Below are 19,215 nucleotides of genomic sequence, written 5' to 3' on the forward strand. Positions count from 1 at the left end.
ATCGTCATTCCAGCGCCTGACAGGCGCTCAGCCGCGCGTCGGCGAGACCGAGCGCCCGGCAGGCACCGCACGCGCCAGCAGGTAGACCACCAGCGGCAGACAGGCCTGCAGGCAGGCGGCCACTGCCGTCAGGCGTGGGTCGGCTCCCGTCGCCAGGGCCAGGGTTTCGGTGGTCAGGGTCGGGACACGCCCGCCGCCTAGCACCACCGTCGGCACGTACTGCGCGATACTGACCGCGAAGGCCACTGCCCAGCTGATGGCCAGCGGCCTGAGCATCAGACGCAGACGGATACCGATCAGCACCTCGAGGCGTGAACGCCCCAGCAGGCGTGCCGCCTGCTCGAGTCGGGTATCGAAGCGTGCCCAGGGGCCGGCCAGCGTCAGCCAGGCGTAAGGCAGGGCGAACAGCAGATGGCCGATCACCACTCCCGCCCAACCGGGGCTGGCCCCCAGGCTCAACCAGCCGACCTGAAAGCCGAACAGGAAGCTGGCCTGCGGCAGCAGCAATGGTAGATAGAGGCAGACCACGAAGCCGCGCAGACGGCCACTTTCCCGCTCTCGCTCGAACACCGCGACGCTGAGGATGACGGCCAGCGTCGCCACCAGCAGTGCCAGCCACAGGCTGTTGCTGAAGGCATCCCCCAGGCCAGCGAGGGCCTGTTGCCAACTCTCCCAGCCCCAGCGAGACGGCAACAGCGCAGGGAAGAACCAGCTTCTGGCCACCGATTGCACGCCGATCACCACGAAGGCGAGCAATGAGATCAGCGTGACCACGCCCAGCACTCCGCGCGCGACACGCCCGAACATGGCTTCGCTCGCCAGCGCCAGGCGGCTTGCGCGCGCCGGGTGATGGCTCAGTACCCAGTCGCGATGCCAGGCGAGCAGAGCGCGTCCCAGCGCCGCGCCCAGCGCCATCATCCCGATCACCAACAGGGCCAGCATCAGGGCGCCGACACTCGCCGGCAGGCGCGCCGTCGGGTCACTGTCGCGCCACAGCTCGATCAGGCGCACCGCCAGCGTCGGCGTACGCGTCGGCCCCAGCACCTGCGCGACATCTACCACCGCCAGCGAGTAGGCCAGCACCGCGCCGATGGGCAAGGCGATCGCGCGCATCACCTGTGGCATCAGAATGCGCCAGCGCAGCTGAGGGATGCTGTAGCCGAGCGCCTGGCCTGCCTGCAGCTGCGCCGTGACCGGCAGGCGTGACAGCGCCGTCTGCGCCATCAGCATCAAGAATGGCGCCTCCTTGAGCGCCAGCCCGATCGCCAGCGAGATGCCGTGGGCATCCGGCAGCGGATACTGCGGCGGTACCAGCACCTCGAAGGGCGCCAGCAGCAGGCGCATCAGCACGCCACTCGGGGCGGCCAGCCACAGCAGCCCCAGTGCCAGCGCCAGATGCGGCATCGCCAGTATCGGGGCCAGCAGGCGCTCCATGCGCTCACCGAAGCGAGTCCCGGCCGCCGCCGAGACCCACCCCATGGTCAGCAGCACCGCCAGCAGCGTGCCGCCGAGGCCACTGACCAGCGTCAGCCGAAAGCCCTCCGCCAGCCCGGGCAAGGCCCACCAGCGTTGCCAGGCGACCGCCGAGACTTGCTCGAAGCCCAGCGTCGGCCACAACCCGAAGGCCGGCGCGACCAGTCCAGCCAGGCCCAGCGCCGTCGGGCCGAGCAGCAACAGCAAGACGCCCCAGCGCAGCACGCGGGCGGGCGTCAGCGGCGCATGACCAGTGGCGGGAGCGACACGCCAGCGATCAGCGACCCATTGCGTCAGTTGCGATAGCGTCGCGCCCACTCGGCCTCCAACGCATCGGTCCAGCTCGGGTGTGGCTCGCTGAGTGGTGTGCCCAACGCCTCGGGCGACATGCTGCCGGGCAGCTGCGGCAAGGCTTCGAAGGCGGCGCGCTCTTGCGGCGGCAGGCGGGCGACATCCAGCACCGTGTCATCGCCCCAGCGTGAGGGGTCGGCCTTGGCAGCCTGGGCCTCGGCGGACATCAACTGATTGATCCACACCAGGGCTGCGGCCTTGTGCGGTGCACTGGCCGGAATCGCCAGATAGTGCACATTGCCGAGGGTGCCGCCGTCATGGATATACGGCTCGATGGTCGGTGGCAGCCGCCCTTCCTGACGGGCATTGGCCACTTCCTGGGGCACGAAGGTCAGTGCGATCCACACGCTGCGCTGAGCGAGCAACTTCATCTGCTCTTCGGCACCGGCTGGTTGACGCTCGCCCTGCGCCCACATCAGCGGATGCAGCGCATCGAGATAGTCCCACAGCGGTGCGGTCACCTCAGCGAACTGAGCATCACTCGCCACGGCAGTGGCCAGCTCCTCGCGCTGCTCCACTGGCATCAATTCAATCAAGGCCTGCTTGAGGAAGGTGGTGCCGTGGAAGCTGGGCGGCTGTGGATAGGTCACCCGCCCGGGATGCTCTCTGGCCACCTCCAGCAACGCCTGCATCGAGCGCGGCGGCGATTCCAGCAGCGCGGTGTCGTACATGAAGATCAGCTGCGCACGCCCCCAGGGCGCCTCCAGACCATCGGTGGCGAGTCCGAAATCGCGCGCACCGATCTCCTCGAGCAGATAGTCGCTGTTGGGCAGACGCTCGACGAAGGGCCCCCACACCAGCTCGGCCTGCTTGAGCGCACGGAAGTTCTCGCCGTTGATCCAGATCACATCGATGCTGCCGTCGCGGCGCCCGGCCGCCTTCTCGGCCAGCAGGGTCGAGACGCTCTCGGCGGTATCGGCGATCTTGACGTGGCGCACCTCGATGCCATGCTGAGCCGCCGCTGTCTTGGCCTGGTCGCGCAGATAGGCGTTGGTCGCCTCACTGCCGCCCCAGGCATGAAAGTCGATACGTTGACCGCGCGCGCGCTCGGCGATCACCTGCCACTCGAGCGAGGCGAGCTCAGGGGTCGGGCGCCCGGCCTGCGCGTCGGCGGCATACGCCAGAGAAGCGGCCCAGGGACTGGCAGTGACGCCGGCCAGCAAGACCAGCGAGCCGCCCATCAGCGCCAGGGCACGACGGCGACCCGCCAGATGATTCGTCTTCATGAAGGGCTTCTCCTGATGGAAAAATGCCGCGACCCTGCATCTGCAGGCCCGCGGCATGAATCAGCAATTACTGTTTTTCGACAGCCACGGTCCGCTCGGCAGTATTTGCCTTGAGGGTCTTGGTCGGCTCGAAGCGGCCGTTGCGGCGCCAGGTGAAGTAACGGTCGAGCACCTTGAGCACGCCTTCCGGCTTGTGGGCATTCTTCCACATGCCCGCCGCGGCCTTGTTGGCCTCGGACAGCGTCGGATACGGATGGATGGTGGACAGGATCTTGTTGAGACCGATGCCATGCTTCATCGCCATGGTGAATTCGGCCAGCCACTCCCCTGCCGAGGCACCGACCAGCGTCACGCCGAGGATACGATCGCGTCCCTTCTCGGTCAGTACCTTGACGAAGCCTTCCGTCGCACGCTCGGCCAGCGCGCGATCACTCTCGCCCATCTCGTAATGCGTGACCTCGTACTCGTAACCCTGGGCCTTGGCTTCGGTCTCGTTGAGGCCAACACGTGCCACTTCCGGCTCGGTGTAAGTGACCATCGGCATGATACGGTAGTCGACCTTGAAGGTCTTCAGACCACCGAACAGCGCGTTGACCGCCGCGTGCCACGCCTGGTGGCCCGCCGCATGGGTGAACTGGTACGGACCAGCCACATCGCCACACGCCCAGATATTCGGCTGCAGGGTCTGCAGCGACTCGGAGACATCGATGGTGCCGCGCTCGGAGACCGCGATGCCCAGCGCTTCCAGACCGAAGCCTTCGACGTTGGCTTCGCGGCCGATGGCCACCAGCAGCTCGTCAAATTCGATCCAGCTCTCTTCGCCCTCCGGTGATTCGACCACGATGTTGCGCATCGGCTCGCCGTCCTTGCCGGTCAGCACCTCAATGCGAGTCGCCTTGGAGTTCACTCGCAGATCAACACCTTCACCCGAGAGCTGTTCATGCATCAGCGCGCTGACTTCTTCGTCTTCACGCGGCATCACACGGGGTGCGCCCTCGATGATGGAGACCTGGCTGCCGAGACGCGCGAAGCTCTGACCCAGCTCCATGCCGATGGGGCCGGAGCCCAGCACCACCAGACGCTTGGGCTGCACCTTGAGGTCCCACAGGTTCTCTGAGGTCAGCGGTGTGATCAATTCCATACCCGGGATAGCTGGCACACGCGGACGGGCACCGGTAGCGATCACCACGTTGCGCGTGGTCAGCACGCGGCCATCGACTTCCACTTCCCAGGGCGTCTTGAGCATGGCGCTGCCGGTATGCACTTCCACGCCGAGGCCTTCGTAACGCTCGATGCTGTCATGCGGCTCGACGCTTTCCACCACGTCATGCACATGGCCCATCACCTTGGCGAAATCGATTTCCGGCTCATTGGCGGTGATCCCGAAGCGCTGGGACTGACGAATCTCATGAGCCGCACGCCCGGCACGAATCAGCGCCTTGGAGGGCACGCAGCCGGTATTGAGGCAGTCGCCGCCCATCTTGTGCCGCTCGATCAGCGCGACACGCGCATTGACGGCGGAGGCGATATAGCTGGTGACAAGGCCGGCGGAACCGGCACCGATGACGACCATGTCGTAGTCGAAGGTCTTCGGCTTGGTGAAGCCCGCCTGCTGCTTGCGCTTGCGCAGCACGCCGACGATCTTCTTGGCGATCAGCGGGAACAGGCCCAGCGCGATGAAGGAGGCAATCAGCCCCGGCGACAGGATGCCGGACAGAGACTCCAGCTGGCCCAGCTCACGCCCGGCGTTCACGTAGATGGCGGTGCCCGCCAGCATGCCCAGCTGGCTTGCCACGTAGAAGGTGACCACGCGCATGCGAGTCAGGCCCATCACCAGATTGACGATGAAGAACGGGAAGACCGGCACCAGGCGCAGCGTGAAAAGATAGAAGCCGCCTTCACGCTCGACGCCACGGTTGAGGGATTCCAGCTGACGGCGGAAGCGCTTCTCGATGCTCTCGCGCAGCAGAGTGCGGGAAATCAGGAAGGCCAGCGTCGCGCCGATGGTGCTGGCGAAGGAGATCAGCAGCAGCCCCCAGCCGAAGCCGAACAGCGCGCCACCCAGCAGCGTCAGCAGTGCTGCACCGGGCAGCGAGAGTGCCGCCATCGCCACGTAGACGACGAAGAAGGTGCCCGCGACCTTGTACGGTGATTCCGCGAACAACGCCTGGAATTCGGACTGGCTGGCCTTGAGGCTCTGCAGGGTGAAGTAATCCTGTGCCCCGCTGGCGAAGAACACCACGATGGCAGCGACGATGGCGCCCAGAAGCAGTAACTTGCGTTTATTCACTGGCGATTTCCTTTTCGATTCCTGCCGTCATGGGCATGTCATTGGGATGTACCGTGTCCTTACGAGGCATGTCACTGACTGGATGCACTGATTCGCGTAGCGGAGTGAATGGCAGTGGCTTGATCACGACAACGGTAACGTTTCATTCTGCATGTTCGCATCCATCCCACGTTTATTCGCGTAGAAACCTGATACAGGCAGTGAGGAACCAACAGCGCCAGTCACCTCACGGCTCACCGAGACATGGAGATTTCCGTGTACTCATCTCGAAGGAATGACGCCTTTCCCGGAGACACCATGACCCGATACACGCGAATCCCCTTCCCTGCGCTCAGACGTCTCACGCCACTGGCAAGCCTCCTCGGCGGCCTGCTGCTTGTCGGCCACGCCCATGCCTTCGACCCGCAGACGGTGCCCAAGGGCGTCGCCGAGGGGGTCGCTCAGGGCCAGGAAGTCGCCATCTTCGCCGGTGGTTGCTTCTGGTGCATGGAAGGCCCCTTCGACAAGCTTGAGGGTGTGATCTCGACCACCTCCGGCTATACCGCCGGCGAACAGGACAACCCGACCTACAAGCAGGTCTCCTCGGGCGGCACCGGGCACACCGAAGCGGTCAAGGTGGTCTACGAGCCGGAAAAGGTCAGCTACGACACCCTGCTGGATGTCTTCTGGCACAACATCGACCCGGTCGCGGTGGACCGCCAGTTCTGCGATGCCGGCACCCAGTACCGCAGCGGCATCTACCCCCTCGATGAGGCCCAGCGTGACGCCGCCGAGGCCAGTCGCGATGCGCTGAAGGACAGGTTCCCCGACGGCATCGCCACCGAGATCGAGGCGGCAGGGCCCTGGTATGCGGCCGAGGACTACCATCAGGACTTCTACAAGAAGAATCCGGTGCGTTATCGCTTCTACCGCGCCGGCTGTGGCCGCGATGATCGGCTGGAAGAGATCTGGGGTGACGACGCGCCCGCGCACTGACCTCGCCCTCCAGGCCCTCTACGACAACGGCTCGCCATCTGGCGAGCCGTTGTCGTAGAGGGCCCTAGTGTCTGTGCTGCTCTCAGGCTCAATACTGCGTGGTGGCCCGGCGCCAGCACAGGATCGCCAGCGAGAAGGTCACCGCCAGCACCAGTACGCTGGCCGCCACCACCCCGGGCCAGCCGGCAGCCTGCCAGAAGGGTTCCAGCCAGAAGCCGCCGAGACTCGCGCCCAGATAGTAGGCGGTCAGATACAGCGCACTGGCACTGGCCCGCGCGCCTTCGGCATTGCGCCCGACCCAGGCCGAGGCGGTGGCATGCGCGAGGAAGAAGCCGAAGGCATTCAAACTCAGGCCGATCAGCATGCCGATCAGCGAGTGACTCAGCGTCAGCAGCGTGCCGAGCATCACGATGCCGGTGCCCAGCATCATGGTCAGCGCCTGACCGCGTCGCTGAGCGATCGCCAGCGCGGCCTCACCGTCCTCAGTCGCACCTCCCGGTACCAGACGCCGTGCCAGCCGGCCAGACTGGGAGGCGCCGAAGGTGCCCGCCAGATAGGTCAGGAACAACAGCCCCAGCCATTGACTGCTGAGCGACCAGGGCGCCTCACTCAGCCGGAAGGTCATGTAGCTGTAGAGATTGACGAAGATGAAGAAATTCAGCCCACCGAGCAGGAACACCGGCCACAGACGAGGGTTGCGCAGATGGCGCCCCAGACCTGCCAGCATGCTGCTCAGCTTGAGCGGCTGGGCGACGAAGCGTCTCTGGCGCGGCAGCAGCTGCCATAACGCCCCCAGCACCAGCAGGCTGACGCCGCCGATGGCGGCGAAGCTGGCCTGCCAGCCCCAGTGCTCCGCGATCACGCCCCCCGCGACCCGCCCCGAGATGCCGCCCAGCGAATTGGCACTGATGTAGAGCCCCACCGCCATCATCAAGGCAGGTTGCTCCATCTCGTCACTCATGTACGCCACTGCCACCGCCGGCAGGCCGCCGAGCAGAAAGCCCTGCAGCGCGCGCACCGCCAGCAGCGACCAGAAGCCCTCGGCGAACAGTGCCAGCCCTGAACAGGCCACCCCGCCAGCCAGGGTCCACAGCAGGATACGCCGCCGCCCCAGCGCATCGGACAGCGGGCCGAACACCAGCAATGCCAGAGCCAGCATCAGGGTGCTCACCGACAGGGACAGACTCGCCTGCAGCGAGCTCAGGCCCAGATCCGTCGCCAGCAGCGGCAGCAGCGGTTGCACCAGATAGAGGTTGATGAAGACCACGAAGGAGCCCAGGCACAGCGCCTGGGTCATGCGCCGCCAGTCACGCCCGCGCGCCTTGAGCGGCTCGGGCAGCTCGGACTGTGTGACGGAGTTCGAGGCGGCGGAATCGGGGGAAGAAGACGCGGAAAGCGATGAAGCCATCAGGTACCTGCACTCAATCAAGCATGGGGATGGCGCCAGTCTGCGCCGTGCGCTCGCATCAGTAAAATAGCTCGACATGATACGGGCCATCAGCAAAGCTGATGACAACGGCGACGCATGGAAGTCGCAAACTGCGCCGAGAGGAAGCTGCGCTGATAAAGGACTTCGCGACGAAAAGGACTCCGCGCTGAAAAGCACCTCGCGATCAACAGGACCCCGCGATGAAACTGCCCTTCGATCTGCGTGCACTGGAGATTTTCGACAGTGTCGTCGAGCACCAGAGCTTCACCACTGCCGCTCAGGCACTCAGCCTGGCCCAGTCAGCGGTCAGCCAGTCGATCGCCGGGCTCGAAAGCCGGCTGGGCACGCAACTGCTGGTCAGGGGCTCACGCGGTCTGCGCCTGACACCGGCCGGCGATACGCTGCTCGAGCATGCCCGGCCCCTGCTGCAACAGGCACAGCGCGCGGCACTGGCGATGGCGGAGCTCGAGGGGCTGGTCAAGGGCGAGGTGCGCATCGGCGTCTCCTCGATGCTCGGCTCCTACTACTTCCCGCCGCTGTTGATGGCATTCAAGGCACGCTATCCCGACATCAAGCTCAGCGTGATCGAGGGCGGCACCCTGAGCCTGCGCCGGATGATCGACAATGCCGAGCTGGACCTGGGCGTCATCGTCGAGGATCAGCTCGGCACCGACACCCACGGCCTGATTCGACGCCACTTCCTGAGCGAGGAAATGGTGGTCTGCCTGGCGAACGATCATCCGCTGGCCGCCCGCACGCAGATCAGCGTCGAGGAGTTCTTCGCCGAGGAGCTGGTGGTCTTCAAGCGCGGCTACTTCCATCGCGACTTCATCGAGCGCCTGGCCAGCCAGCATGGTCTCGCGCCGAGCATCGCCTTCGAATCGAACCTGATCGCCCTCAACAAGGCGATCGTCGCGCGCGGCTTCGGGATCACCACCTTCCTCAAGCGTGTGGTCGAGGACGACCGTGAAGAGAACAACCTGACCGCCGTCTCCTTCGATGAGCCCGCCTGGCTTGAGCTGTCACTCGCCTGGCGCCGCGAGCGCGGCCTGTCACGCGCCGAGCAGGCGCTGGTCGATTTCGTCATTGAACACTCGGCGGCAGGGAGGCCCACCCCGGACGCCTTGAGCGCTGATGATCAGGCCGACAGCATTGCACTGGAGCCCCCTTCCTGAGCAGTGGCTGACATTTGCCAGGGCTCAGAAACGACAACACCCGGCCAGGGCCGGGTGATGTCGAAGAAAACACTTGTCTGTTTCAGTGCGACGCGTGATCGGCTCACTGGCTGCGCATGGCCAGCTTCATCTGCATGGCCTCGTAGGGCATCGGGCGACGCGACTGCCAGTAGTGCTGGGACCAGTAGACATTGTCGAGCCGCGACAGCTTCACGCCACGCGAGGTGGAGGCATGCAGGAAGTAGCCGTTGCCGACGTAGACCCCCACATGGTTGTAGCGACGCGAGGGACGGAAGAAGACCAGATCACCCGGCTTGAGCTGCGACTTGTCGATGCGCTTGCCACGCTTCACCTGGTCGGTGGTGGTGCGCGGCAGATCGATGCCGAAGCCATCACTGAAGACATGCTGCATCAGGGCGGAGCAATCGATGCCGCGGGTGTTGGTTCCCCCCAGACGATAGGGCGTCCCGGCCCAGCGGTCATGCTCTTCCAGCAGGACATCGCGGATGCTCGGCCCTGACATGGCGTAGTCCTGCGACTCGGCGGCCGGCTGGGACGCGGACTGGCGATAGCGCTTGAGCTTCGGCAGTTCCGGCAGGTCCACATCGTAGTAGGCCACATCATTGGACGGTGTTGAGTGACTGGCGCAGCCTGCCACACCCAGTGGCAGGATCAGAAAACAGCATAATAACGCGTGGCGCATCCAGCATTCCTCGTCGTGGGCCCGGCGCTGGAAGGGTGAAGGTGAGCAGCGCTTGCGGACGGCGATAACCATTGATGCATGACGATGATCGTTGATCGATCAGGGATAATACGGCGACTATCTGACAAGGTGGGCCGGATCAGGCAGCAGCACACCTTGCAACACGATGACGACAGTCAGATGACAAACTCGAGTCGTTCGCAGGATAGTAGTTCATGTTTCCGCAAACCGTATGCCATTGCCGCACAAGTTAGACCAAAGCATCAGAGAAAGTGCCCTCTGCCGCTCACCCAACCTGAATTGAATCCAGCTCAGTGCAGCGTGCGGGCGTCTCCGCTCAGCACATCCAGATGCAACGCCGGCCAATGCCCCGGGCGCGCGCCCGGGAAATCGAGACTCGACCAGGCACCCGCCAGCGGTGGCGCCGCCGTCAACCACTGGATGAGCGCATCGCGGAAGCCGCGCAGGAAGCTGTCACGCTGGTCGGTGTCGCCCATGAAGAAGGCATAGCCGGCGAACAGCCCCCGGGCATATTCCTTCCAGCTGCCGTAGTGGTCACGCGCCATCGCATAGGCGCTGTCCAGATAGGCGGTGAAGGTCGCATCGTCCAGCCAGCCCAGCTGGCGCCCGGCAATCGCGAGATCCACCATCTGGGCGATGTCCCACGCCGCCATGTCCAGCTCGTTGCAGCGCGCCTCGTTGTCCCTGACGCGTCGCAGACGGTCCAGATGCACCTGCTCATCATCGCCGCGCTCGGCGCTTTCCAGCACGTCGATCTCATTGTCGAGACGGGCGCGATTGAGGGTGTAAGGGCCGTAATTGATCTGGTATTCATCCCGATCACCGGCATCGCGCAGGAAGTCGAGGAAGCCCTTGAGCGCCTCGGCATTGGCGAGACCATAATGACCTTCGAGCCAGCCGCTGAGTTCCTCGACGCCCCGCCCGTACTCGACCATCGGCTCACCCCAGCACGGCGTATTGAGCGGACCGCTCAGCGCCAGCGCCGTGAAGCGATCCAGACTCGGACGCAGCCCCGGCTCCTGCCAGTCGCTGGCGCACCAGTCGAGCCAATGGAACAGGCTGCCGGGGTCATCGAGATGCCAGCGGATCTCGTTGACCAGCGGATGATCCTCGAGTTCCGGCACCGCGGATTCCCACACCGCCCAGGCTTCCAGCAGACGCATGGCGTCCGGATAGTAGCGGCACAGGGCACTGCGCAGACGCTCGGCACACTGGGCCAGCTCATCGGCCGGGAAATCACCGCTGTCCTGGACCATCAGCAGGTAGAAGGCGTACTTCTCGGCCATCACCACGCTGGCGGGATAGCGATGACAGACGGCCAGACGCTGTCGGCGTTCCAGCTCGACGGCATCGGCACGCCCGAAGGGCGTCTGGGCGTCGGGCAAGGCACCACGCGCGGCATCGGCGGCCAGCTGGTTGAGATGATGCGCCTGCGCCGGCAGCCAGAAGCGCGCCATGCCCTGCACGCCATCGCGGGTGTCCAGCGCCAGCGTCTCGTTGAGATATTGGCGTGCCTCTTCGCGGCGCGCCGTATCGACCTCGGCGACAAGGCCCTGGCGATAGAGCAGGTCCGGCTCGCGGATACTGGCGATGGCCAGCACCCAGTGGCGGCTGTCATTGCGCCACGCACGAATCGCCGTGCGGCAGCGCACACGCTGGGCGGCAGGCAGCAGCGCATGCAGCTCGCAACGCAGCGGCGTCAGCGGCGACGCCATCAGCGGACGCCAGTCACTCTCGGTGTCGCGGGTCAGATCGACACCCTCGAACAGACTGCGACCGCGCTGATAGGCGCGGGCCACGCCCTGCCAGTCGGCATAGCGACGCACCAGCAGGTCGATGCCGTGGGCGGCGAAGTCCTCGCCCTCCTCACGACTCAGCCAGCCGGCACATAGCCCGGCGAAGGCGAGATCGACCAGACGCAGCCAGTCCCAGGCGGCAAATTCCAGCGGCTCGCCACGATCGAGATACTGCAGCAGCAGCTCGCCGTAGGCCGTCGGTGACGGGGGCTTTTCCAGCCCGCCATCGGCGACGTCGATGCTGGAGGAGGCATGCGCGGGGGCGCCCTTGCGCCCTTCCGACTTGCGTTCGGCCTCTTCCTGAGCCGCATCCGCTTCCAGCTCATCCAGCCACTTGGCACGCTCGCTGTCGCTGGCCGTCATCAGGCGTGCGCTGTCGATGTCCCATCCATAGCGATGCCCCTGCGAGGCCAGCCACAGCAACAGTCGAATCAGCTCATCACGCCCGGTGATCGCCCAGGTCTCGGCCAGCCAGCGCGTGACGTCCGGCCAGTGCGCCGCGGCGTCAAAACCGCTGGCACCATCCTCGTGCGGGCCGCTGTCATCGGTGGTCAATGTCTGACCGCCGAGCCACGGCGAGAAGATGGCGCGCGCCATCCAGACCCGGTCGCGCTCGCCCTGAGGCCAGAGCTCAGTAACCGCCACCGGAGGCTGTGCCTCCAGCGCTTCCTGCAGACGCGGCCAGGTGACGCCGGCGTCTTCGTGCTCCAACTGGGACAGCGCGAGGCTGGCCTCGAAGAAGCCATCATCGCCTCGCGTCCAGCCGGCATCGCTGCGCGAATGGGCCAGGGCCTTGAGCCAGTCATCCAGCGAGGTGAAACGCCCGCCGATCGCCGTGAGCAGACGTATCAACCAGGCACGCGTGCGCGCCTCTGACAGCCAGCCGGCAGTACGTGCCAGCGCCAGCAATTCCAACGCCTCCAGCTGGTGCAGCGGGTCCGGGGTGTCATTGGGGAAGGCCTCCAGCAGACGCCATCCCAACTCGCCCGCATCCGGGACTTCCTGGGCCTTCAGACGCGCGCACGCCTGGGCCGGTGTCCACACCGTTTCCGGCGCTGCACTGAAACCCCAACCGCACAACACCAGCTGTTGCCCCCACCAGGCACTCAGGGGTTCGACCAAGGCACACCTCACGACTCGATAGGATTCGACTGACGCAACACTTGCGACCGGGCAACTCGCAACCGGCGGCGCATAGTGTAACGGAAAGGGGCTTGCGGCGATGCCCCTCACGCAGGATAGCGAGCACGAACCACACCATGACGCCCGATGACAAAGGCACTGTCATCGGGCGTCATGGTGTGGGTGGCCGCGACTGCGCAGACCAAGATTACCGCATTCTCATCACATCAGGATCATCACATCAGGATGTCTTCATGGACTTGTTGCCGGTCGGGATGCGGAAGAAGGCGCAGTACGCCACCGGCAGCACCACCAGCGTCAGCAGGGTCGCCACGCCCAGCCCGAACACGATCACCACCGCCATGCTCGAGAAGAAGGCATCCGGGAACAGCGGAATCATGCCCAGCATGGTGGTGATGGCCGCCATCGACACCGGCCGCACACGACTGACAGCTGCCTGTACCACCGCCTGGAAGCGATCCTCCTGCTCATCGAGCTGCACGTTGATCTCCTCCACCAGCACGATGGCGTTCTTGAGCACCATGCCGATCAGACTCAAGGTGCCGAGCAGCGCCATGAAGGTGAACGGCGCGCCGAACACGATCAGACCACTGACGATACCGATCAGCGTCAGCGGCACGATGGACCAGATGGCCAGCGCCTGACGCAGGTTGGAGAACAGCAGCACCGTGATCACGAACATGCCCAGCAGCCCCATCGGCAGCGAGGAGAACAGCGCCTCCTGAGCCTCGGATGAGGTTTCGTACTCGCCGCCCCACTCCAGGTGATAGCCCTCGGGCAGCTCGATGGCCTCGATCTTGGGACGGATACGCCCCAGCACGCTGGCGGCCGTTTCGCCGGACAGCGGCATCGGCTCGGCGTACACCGCCAGCATGCGCTGACGATCGCGACGCTTGATCAGCGGGTCGCGCAGCTCTGTCTCGAGCGGCCCCATCACCGAGCCCGCCGGCACGTAGGTTTCCTGCTCATCGCTCCAGACGTTGAGGCTCGCCAGGGTGTCGAGATCGAAGCGCTGACGCTCTTCACCGCGCAGCAGGATCGGGATCAGCTCGGAGCCTTCGCGATAGACACCGACGCTCTCGCCGTCGCTGTTGATCAGCAGCGCCTGATGCAGCGAGTCACGCGTCACGCCGACACGCCGCGCCTGATCATCCAGGAATTCGGGCTCGATGCGATTGACGCGATTGCGCCATGACAGACGAATGCTGTCGGCCAGCGGCTCCTCCTCGAAGACGCTACGCACCTTGCCCGCCAGCTGACGCAGCACTGCGGGGTCTTCGCCGTAGAGGCGCGCCTCGAGACTCGCCTTGGCCGAGGGCCCGACCTGCAACGCCTGCACCTTGTACTCGACTTCAGGATACTCGGCGCGCACCAGGCGTATCACCTCCTCCATGCGCGCTTCGCGACTGGCCCGGTCCTGAGTCTCGACGATCAGCTGCCCGAAGCTTGCGTAGCTGTCTTCCGGCGAGTAGGTCAGCGTGAAGCGCTGGGCGCCCCCGCCGGTGACGCTGGTGACATGATTGACCTTGTCCATCTTGAGCACCTGCTGCTCAAGATCGGCGATGCGCGCTTCCGTCGCCAGCACATCGGTGCCTTCCGGCATCCAGACATCGACGAAGAACAGCGGTGTCGAGGCATCCGGGAAGAAGGCATTCTTGACCTGCCCGAAGCTCATCACGGCCGCCACCAGCAACGCCACCGCGCCCCCCAGGGTCAGCCAGCGCAGGCGAATCGCCCAGCTCAGCAGGCTGCGGAAGCCACGGAAGATGATGCCACGATAGGGGTCTTCCTCCTGATTCTCGTCCGTGTCACTGCCTGCCGTCTCCCGCGCTTCGCGGAAGAACATGTCGAAGAAGAACGGTGTCAGCGTCAGGGCGGTGATCCAGCTCAACAGCAACGAGTAGCACAGCACCCAGAACAATGACCCGACGAACTCGCCGGTGGCATCCGGCGACAGACCGATGGGCGCGAAGGCGGTGATCGCGATCACCGTGGCCCCCAGCAGCGGCATGCGGTTCTGGTTGACGACCTCGAAGGCGGCCTGGCGCTTGGTCTTGCCGCGCTTGAGGCCGATCAACATGCCCTCGGTGACCACGATGGCGTTGTCCACCAGCATGCCCAGCGCGATGATCAAGGCCCCCAGCGAGATCTTCTGCAGCTCGATGCCATGAATCGACATCATCACGAAGGTGCCGAGAATGGTGATCAACAGCACCAGCCCCATCAGCACGCCGCTCTTGACGCCCATGAATACCAGCAGCACCAGAATCACGATGCCGACGGCCTCGGCCAGGTTGATCAAGAAGCCGGACACCGCCTCATCCACCACCTGCGGCTGGTGATAGACCGTGGTCAGCTCCATGCCCAGCGGCATGCGCGACTCAAGCTCGCCAAGACGCTTGTCGACCAGCGCACCGACCTCGACCACATTGACGCCAGAGGCGAACGAGATGCCCAGCGACAGCGCCGTCTCACCATCGGTGTGATAGAGACGCGACGGCGATTCGGTGTACTCGCGGCTGACCGAGGCGATATCGCCGAGACGAATCAGGCCACCATTGCCGGGACGCCCGACCACCAGACGCTCCAGGTCCTGCACGCTCTGGAACTCGCCGCTTGGCTGCAGTTCCAGCGACAGGCCGTTCTGACGGATCCGTCCGGCGTCGCCGACCACGTTCTGGGCATTGAGCAGGTTGGCGAGCTGATCCGGCGAGATGTTCAGCGCCTGCATGCGATCACGATCCAGCGCGACGATGACCTGCTCGCTGCGCGCGCCGACGATGGAGACCTTCTTGACCCCCTCCACCAGCGTCAGCTCGCGCTGCAGGAAGTCGGCCTGGTCCTCGAGATCATGCGCCGAATAGCCCTTGCCGCTCAGGTTGTAGAGCAGCCCGAACACATCGCCGAAGTCATCATTGACGATCGAGGAGCCACTGCCGGGCGGCAGGCTCGACTGGGCGTCATTGATCTTGCGGCGCAGCAGATCCCAGTACTGCTGCATCTCGCCTTCGCGCACGCTGCTCTCGAGCTCCAGCGTGATCTGGGAAAGCCCGGAGCTGTTGACCGAGCTGACGCGCTTGAGATTGGGAATCTGCTGGATCGCCTTCTCCAGCGGCAGCGTGACTTCCTCTTCCACCTGCTTGGGTGTCGCGCCCGGATACTGGGTAATCACCACCGCGTTGCGGATGGTGAACTCGGGAAATTCCAGCTGGCCGAGGCCGAAGAAGGAGGTCACGCCACCCACCGACAGCAGCAGCACGACCATCCAGCTGATGACCTTGTGTCTCAGGAAATAATCGACCATGGATCAGAGCCCCGCTTCCTTGACCCAGGGACGCACAGGCTCCCCGGCTTCCATGCGACTGGCACCCGCCGTGACCAGACGGTCACCGGCACTCAGTTCTCCCGTGATCACCAGCCCTTCGCCGGTGGCCTGCAGTACCGTGACCGGCACGGCCTCGACGGTGCCCTGGGCGCCAGCTTCCTGCTGCTTTCCCTCACTCTTGCCGTCGTCTGAGCCGGTATCCGTGGTGGCGTCATTGTTGATCGACTCGCTCGCCTGGGCGTCACCGCCCTTGGGCACATAGCGCCACACCACAGCCTGGTTCGGGCTTTCCTCCTGAGTGACCACCGCCTCGATCGGCACGCGCCACTGGCCCTGGGTCGCCGCCGTCAGCTGCTGCATGTCCAGCTCCACGGTGGCGCTCATGCCTGACAGCACGGTGATGTCCTGCGGCTCCGGCAGCGTCAGGGTGACTTCATAGCTCAGCGAGCCCTCGCTGGCGCTGGTGTCGTGCTCCTTGTAACGGGCCGGATAGCGCGACTCGCCACTGCCGAAGCGCACCCAGGCCAGGGCGGCATCCTCAAGGCGCCCAGCCTCGGCACGCTCACGATCGATGGCGCGCACCTGACGCTCCGGCATGTTGAAGATCACGTCGATCTGCCCCGGCTGCTGCAGCACGGCGATGGTTTCCTGGGCGGCGACCACCTGATAGTTGTCCACCGGCACGCGCGCGATCACCCCGTCATAGGGCGCCTTGAGATAGGTGTAGCTGAGCTGGTCCTGCGCCTGGGAATACTGGGCCTGCGCCGACTGGAATTCGGCTTGCGCCTCATCGAAGCGCGCCCGACTGATGGCGCCCTTCTCCACCGAGTACTTCATTCGCTTGTAGGTCGCCTGCGCCAGATTGAAACTGGAGCGGGCATTGTTGAGCTCGCTTCTGGCATCGCGATCATCCAGACGCGCGATCAGCTCGCCCTTCTCGACCTCCTGACCGGCCTGAACCTTGAGTTCGCGCAGCTCACCGCCGATGCGGAACGACAGGTTGGAGCGCTCCGAGGCCTCGACCACACCGGGGTAGCGCTGGATGACACCGCCGCCTTCATCCGACAGCGACAGCAACTTGACCGGATGCACCTTCTGCTTCTCCAGCGGCGCCTCTTCCTCACTGCAGGCCGCAAGCCCGAGGGCCAGCACGAGTCCGGCGAACAGCTGAAGGACGCGGCCTCCCCGCCAGGCGAAAGGAGTACGCAGGTGTGGCTTGGCACCAGGTCGAAGTTTCATCAGCGGGCCCTTGAGTCGTTGGAATAAAATGGCACAAGCGAAAATCTGTCATCTGTCCGGCGTGCGCGCTTCGGGGCTAGTCGCCCTCACTGGCGAAGCGCGATCGCGTCCCAAGCCATCTCGAAGGCCTGGTCGAAGCTGGCATCACTGATGGCCGGCAACTGGCAACTGGAGCCCTGCAGCAGGCTGTAGATCGACCGGAACATGAACACCTCGATGAGGGCGAGATCGATCTGCTTGAGGATGCCGGACTGCTGGCCCAGCGCGAAGGCGTCCAGCAAGGGCGCGGCGCGCTCCTGATTGGCCACCCTCAGGGCGTCCTGCATATGGGAAGAGTGCAGAAACTGATCGTGAAAGAGGAACAACGCAGGCTGACGGCGCCCCAGCGCCACCAGGGCATTCCACACCCGACACAATGCCGACTTCAGCTGCTGGGCGGCCGGCGACAGCGTTGACGGCTCGGCCTCGAACGCCTCTGCCGGCTCAGCCTCGAACGCCTCTGCCGGCTCGGCCTGGAAGGCCTCGATGGCGACCGCGATGATGCGCCGGCTGACCTCGCGAAAGGTCGCCTCCAGCAGGTCATCCTTGTCACGGTAGTAGAGATAGAGCGTGCCGGGCGACATGCCGGCGGCACGCGCTATGCGCGCCACGGAGGTCACGGCAAAACCATGCTCGGCCACCTCATGCAGCGTGGCTTCCAGCAACGCCTGCTGCTTGTGTTCATCACGATGGCGCATGGCCCGTCTGCCTCTGGTCTGATCTGGTCTGGTCTTGAGCGAATCCTCACAAAATAAATGAACGTTCATTTATTTACAACCAGACATTGCGCGGCCGAGTGCATGCACGCGCCTCGGCCATGCAAATCAGCTCATGCAAATCAGCTTATGCAAATTATCGTATCTAGCAGATCAAGCCGTGACTGAGGGTCAGAGGCGTCAAATACAAGGCCACTGAATGCCTGACTCGAAATGCCTGACTCGAAATGTCAGGCACGGAATGCCAGGCACGAAATGTCAGAAACAAGAAAGCGCAGCTCATTGAGCTGCGCTTTCTAAAGGCATCCACCTGAAATTGACTCGCGCCCGCGGCACGCCTCAGCTCTCGGGATCGATGATCGCGATGATGTGGTCTTCCAGGTCCTGCTGGCGCACCGATACCTCGGAGACGGCAAAGCGTGACACCGAGACCCCGGCGCGCTTGACGCTCTTGGCATCCCCGGTCAACAGCGGGTGCCATTCGGGCAGCTCACGGCCTTCATTCAGGCGACGATAGCCGCAGGTTTCCGGCAGCCAGCGCAGCTTGCCCACCGTCTCGACATCCAGCGGGATGCAGCCCGGCACGCGCGTGGCGCGATTGGGATAATCGCGGCAGCTGACCTTGCGCACATCCAGCAGACGACAGGCGACATCGAGTACCGCGATATCGCCACTGTCTTCATCCTCGAACTTGAGCAGGCAGCATTGGCCACAGCCATCGCACAGCGCCTCCCACTCGGCGGTATTCAGCTCCGAGAGTGCGTGGCGCTCCCAGAAACGCTCACGCTTTCCGCCGTCAGGCTGCGGAACATCGCTCATCTTGCTCTCCTCGCCCTGCCGGGCAGCAGGGTCGTTTCATCAGTACGGTCTTGTCTGCCGGACAGGGCGTCAGTAATGCGTTTCCGGCGGCGTCACGCCAATCTCCTTGAGGAGATTTTCCTTGGCCGGCGGCATCTGCAGATAGAAGCCCTGCTCGCGAATCTTCTCGAGCACCGTGGTGCTGGCAACGCGCGCCAGCGGCTTGTCGGCACGAATCAGCAGTGTCATCAAAGGGGTCGGCGTGCCGAAGATGCCCAGCAGGGATTCCGGCACATCCTTGAGTCCACGCGCCTTCTCGACGTAGAGATACATCTCGTCCTTCTTGGCGCTCTTGTAGATCTCGCAGATCATCTTGTCGTCTGTCATCGGGCTACCCATCATCTTGCAGCGCTTGTGCGCATCAGCGAGCTCTCGCGTCACGGGCATGACCCGAGAGCTCACTACCGGTTTCTGGCCTGTTTCTGACCTGTATTGCTGGCAGGCCAGGCTGCGCGA

The 19,215-nt window shown here is 64.6% G+C and carries 13 protein-coding genes; 2 read left to right on the top strand and 11 right to left on the bottom strand.

Annotation, left to right across the window (positions count from 1 at the left end; genetic code table 11):
* Positions 1-27 precede the first annotated feature (27 nt).
* From CLAM6_RS14030 to CLAM6_RS14040, 3 genes are all read right to left on the bottom strand, one after another.
* On the bottom strand, positions 28-1,791 hold the full coding sequence (locus CLAM6_RS14030) for an ABC transporter permease (RefSeq protein ID WP_153636434.1): 1,764 nt from the start codon (positions 1,789-1,791) through the stop codon (positions 28-30).
* Complete coding sequence (locus tag CLAM6_RS14035) at positions 1,767-3,050, bottom strand: ABC transporter substrate-binding protein (RefSeq protein ID WP_172978715.1); 1,284 nt, start codon at positions 3,048-3,050, stop codon at positions 1,767-1,769. Before CLAM6_RS14035 ends, CLAM6_RS14030 begins: the two co-directional genes overlap by 25 nt.
* Positions 3,051-3,117: 67 nt before the next feature.
* Complete coding sequence (locus CLAM6_RS14040; protein ID WP_153636436.1) at positions 3,118-5,340, bottom strand: FAD-dependent oxidoreductase; 2,223 nt, start codon at positions 5,338-5,340, stop codon at positions 3,118-3,120.
* Positions 5,341-5,637: 297 nt separating this feature from the next.
* Here CLAM6_RS14040 and msrA point away from each other — a divergent pair, with 297 nt between their 5' ends.
* Positions 5,638-6,315 carry a peptide-methionine (S)-S-oxide reductase MsrA gene (gene msrA / locus CLAM6_RS14045; RefSeq protein ID WP_153636437.1) on the top strand — a complete coding sequence of 226 codons (678 nt, stop codon included), beginning with the start codon at positions 5,638-5,640 and terminating at the stop codon, positions 6,313-6,315.
* 88 nt (positions 6,316-6,403) lie between these two features.
* On the opposite strand, the gene CLAM6_RS14050 is transcribed toward msrA, so the two are convergent.
* Positions 6,404-7,723, bottom strand: a complete 1,320-nt coding sequence (locus CLAM6_RS14050; RefSeq protein ID WP_153636438.1) for an MFS transporter — start codon at positions 7,721-7,723, stop codon at positions 6,404-6,406.
* Positions 7,724-7,944: 221 nt separating this feature from the next.
* Between CLAM6_RS14050 and CLAM6_RS14055 the strand changes: the two genes are divergently transcribed.
* Positions 7,945-8,919: a LysR family transcriptional regulator gene (locus CLAM6_RS14055; protein WP_153636439.1), complete on the top strand. Its 975-nt coding sequence runs from the start codon at positions 7,945-7,947 to the stop codon at positions 8,917-8,919.
* A 103-nt stretch (positions 8,920-9,022) separates the two neighbouring features.
* Here the strand turns inward: CLAM6_RS14055 and CLAM6_RS14060 are convergent, their stop codons facing one another.
* The 7 genes from CLAM6_RS14060 to CLAM6_RS14090 all read right to left on the bottom strand — a co-directional run bounded on the left by CLAM6_RS14060 (position 9,023) and on the right by CLAM6_RS14090 (position 19,146).
* Entirely contained in the window at positions 9,023-9,622 is a 600-nt protein-coding gene (locus tag CLAM6_RS14060) for a C40 family peptidase (protein ID WP_082388350.1), read from the bottom strand.
* A 311-nt stretch (positions 9,623-9,933) separates the two neighbouring features.
* Positions 9,934-12,561 (bottom strand): YbeU/YbeR family protein, encoded by a 2,628-nt coding sequence (locus CLAM6_RS14065; protein WP_153636440.1) that lies wholly within the window; start codon positions 12,559-12,561, stop codon positions 9,934-9,936.
* Between the two features lie 241 nt (positions 12,562-12,802).
* The gene (locus CLAM6_RS14070) at positions 12,803-15,886 is read right to left on the bottom strand and encodes an efflux RND transporter permease subunit (protein WP_153636441.1); all 3,084 of its coding nucleotides are present in this window, start codon (positions 15,884-15,886) and stop codon (positions 12,803-12,805) included.
* Positions 15,887-15,889: 3 nt separating this feature from the next.
* Positions 15,890-17,146: an efflux RND transporter periplasmic adaptor subunit gene (locus CLAM6_RS14075; RefSeq protein WP_153636442.1), complete on the bottom strand. Its 1,257-nt coding sequence runs from the start codon at positions 17,144-17,146 to the stop codon at positions 15,890-15,892.
* Between the two features lie 86 nt (positions 17,147-17,232).
* Entirely contained in the window at positions 17,233-17,883 is a 651-nt protein-coding gene (locus CLAM6_RS14080; RefSeq protein WP_172978716.1) for a TetR/AcrR family transcriptional regulator, read from the bottom strand.
* 357 nt (positions 17,884-18,240) lie between these two features.
* Positions 18,241-18,720: a YcgN family cysteine cluster protein gene (locus CLAM6_RS14085; protein ID WP_054555633.1), complete on the bottom strand. Its 480-nt coding sequence runs from the start codon at positions 18,718-18,720 to the stop codon at positions 18,241-18,243.
* Positions 18,721-18,789: 69 nt separating this feature from the next.
* Entirely contained in the window at positions 18,790-19,146 is a 357-nt protein-coding gene (locus CLAM6_RS14090; RefSeq protein ID WP_240548620.1) for a YcgL domain-containing protein, read from the bottom strand.
* Positions 19,147-19,215: the final 69 nt, after the last annotated feature.

The sequence above is a fragment of the Cobetia sp. AM6 genome (assembly GCF_009617955.1).
In the GTDB taxonomy this organism is placed as follows: domain Bacteria; phylum Pseudomonadota; class Gammaproteobacteria; order Pseudomonadales; family Halomonadaceae; genus Cobetia; species Cobetia amphilecti.

Excerpts from the sequence above, each read along its gene's own strand:
- CLAM6_RS14080 (WP_172978716.1), bottom strand. The coding sequence starts at position 17,883 with ATGCGCCATCGTGATGAACACAAGCAGCAGGCGTTGCTGGAAGCCACG.
- CLAM6_RS14085 (WP_054555633.1), bottom strand. The coding sequence starts at position 18,720 with ATGAGCGATGTTCCGCAGCCTGACGGCGGAAAGCGTGAGCGTTTCTGG.
- CLAM6_RS14090 (WP_240548620.1), bottom strand. The coding sequence starts at position 19,146 with ATGCCCGTGACGCGAGAGCTCGCTGATGCGCACAAGCGCTGCAAGATG.
- CLAM6_RS14055 (WP_153636439.1), top strand. The coding sequence starts at position 7,945 with ATGAAACTGCCCTTCGATCTGCGTGCACTGGAGATTTTCGACAGTGTC.
- CLAM6_RS14050 (WP_153636438.1), bottom strand. The coding sequence starts at position 7,723 with ATGGCTTCATCGCTTTCCGCGTCTTCTTCCCCCGATTCCGCCGCCTCG.
- CLAM6_RS14075 (WP_153636442.1), bottom strand. The coding sequence starts at position 17,146 with ATGAAACTTCGACCTGGTGCCAAGCCACACCTGCGTACTCCTTTCGCC.
- msrA (WP_153636437.1), top strand. The coding sequence starts at position 5,638 with ATGACCCGATACACGCGAATCCCCTTCCCTGCGCTCAGACGTCTCACG.
- CLAM6_RS14070 (WP_153636441.1), bottom strand. The coding sequence starts at position 15,886 with ATGGTCGATTATTTCCTGAGACACAAGGTCATCAGCTGGATGGTCGTG.
- CLAM6_RS14035 (WP_172978715.1), bottom strand. The coding sequence starts at position 3,050 with ATGAAGACGAATCATCTGGCGGGTCGCCGTCGTGCCCTGGCGCTGATG.
- CLAM6_RS14060 (WP_082388350.1), bottom strand. The coding sequence starts at position 9,622 with ATGCGCCACGCGTTATTATGCTGTTTTCTGATCCTGCCACTGGGTGTG.